The organism is Paraburkholderia lacunae, assembly GCF_003353175.1.
Lineage (GTDB): Bacteria > Pseudomonadota > Gammaproteobacteria > Burkholderiales > Burkholderiaceae > Paraburkholderia > Paraburkholderia lacunae.
In genome coordinates this window covers 1-1,246 of the sequence record NZ_QHKS01000093.1, presented here as the reverse complement: position 1 = coordinate 1,246, position 1,246 = coordinate 1, and the positions used below count along the sequence as shown (strand labels likewise).

1 protein-coding gene is annotated in these 1,246 nt (G+C 59.6%); it reads right to left on the bottom strand.

The window, feature by feature from the left end; translation table 11 throughout:
* Nucleotides 1-1,212 (bottom strand): M24 family metallopeptidase, encoded by a 1,212-nt coding sequence (locus DLM46_RS38875; protein WP_115110413.1) that lies wholly within the window; start codon nucleotides 1,210-1,212, stop codon nucleotides 1-3.
* Nucleotides 1,213-1,246: the final 34 nt, after the last annotated feature.

The following is a 1,246-nucleotide window of genomic DNA, read 5'->3' as shown; positions in this document are numbered from 1 at the left end:
TCAGGCCTTGATGATGTTGTGCTCCGGCCCGTACCTGAATCCGGTGATGTTGGTGGCGTCTTTCTCGCCGACCACGAGGATGTCGTGCTCGCGATAACCACCCGCACCGGGCAGGCCTTGCGGCAGCATGATCATCGGCTCCATCGAGACGACCATGTTCGGTTCGAGCACCGTGTCGATGTCTTCGCGCAGTTCGAGTCCTGCTTCGCGGCCGTAGTAATGCGAGAGCACGCCGAACGAATGGCCGTAGCCGAACGTGCGGTACTGCAGCAGGTTGTACTCCGCGTAAATCTTGTTCAGCTCGTGAGCGATGTCGCTGCAGCGCGCACCCGGCTTGATCAGCTTCAGCCCCGCCTCATGCACTTCGACGTTGACCTTCCACAGGCGCAGGTGCTCGTTAGAACAGTGGTCGAAGAACATCGTGCGTTCGAGCGCCGTGTAGTATCCCGCGATCATCGAGAAGCAGTTCAGGCTCAGGATGTCGCCCTTCCGCACCTTGCGCGTGGTGACCGGATTGTGCGCACCGTCCGTATTGATGCCGGACTGGAACCACGTCCACGTGTCCATCAGTTCGGAATCGGGGAAACGTCTGGCAATTTCACGCACCATCGCCTGGGTGGAAGCCAGTGCCACTTCATGCTCAGGCACGCCTTCATGTACCGCCGCCGCCAGAGCCGCCCCACCCACGTCGCACACATTGGCGCCATGTTTGATGACTTCGATTTCCTCGGCCGACTTGATCATGCGCATGCGCATGGTCTGCGCGCTGACGTCGACGAATTCCACCGACGGCAGCGCCGCCTTGAGCTTCTCCAGCACATCCACCGGCACCTGGTCGAACTCGAGGCCGACGCGTCCCTTGTTGTCGATTTCCTGTTGCACGCCGCGGAAGAAGTTGTCGCGCTGCCAGTCGGTATAGACCACGTTGTAGTCACCGACCGTGCGACGCCACGGCTGGCCGCCGTCGATGTTCGCCGAGATGGAGACCACTTTCTTGGGCGTGACGACCAGCCCGTACTTACGGCCGAACGAGCAATACAGGAAGTCCGCGTAGTAGTTGATGTTGTGATACGACGTGAACAGCACCGCGTCGATATTTTCATTGGCCATCAATGCGCGCAGCTTGCCTTGGCGGCTCGCGTACTCCGCATCCGGGAAGGTGTGCTTCACCTTTTCGCCATTCTCGATCCGAATCAGATTTTCCAGTTTCATGCGCTCGCTCCTTGGTGTAAAACGCCAGTAGGTG

Excerpts from the sequence above, each read along its gene's own strand:
- DLM46_RS38875 (WP_115110413.1), bottom strand. The coding sequence starts at position 1,212 with ATGAAACTGGAAAATCTGATTCGGATCGAGAATGGCGAAAAGGTGAAG.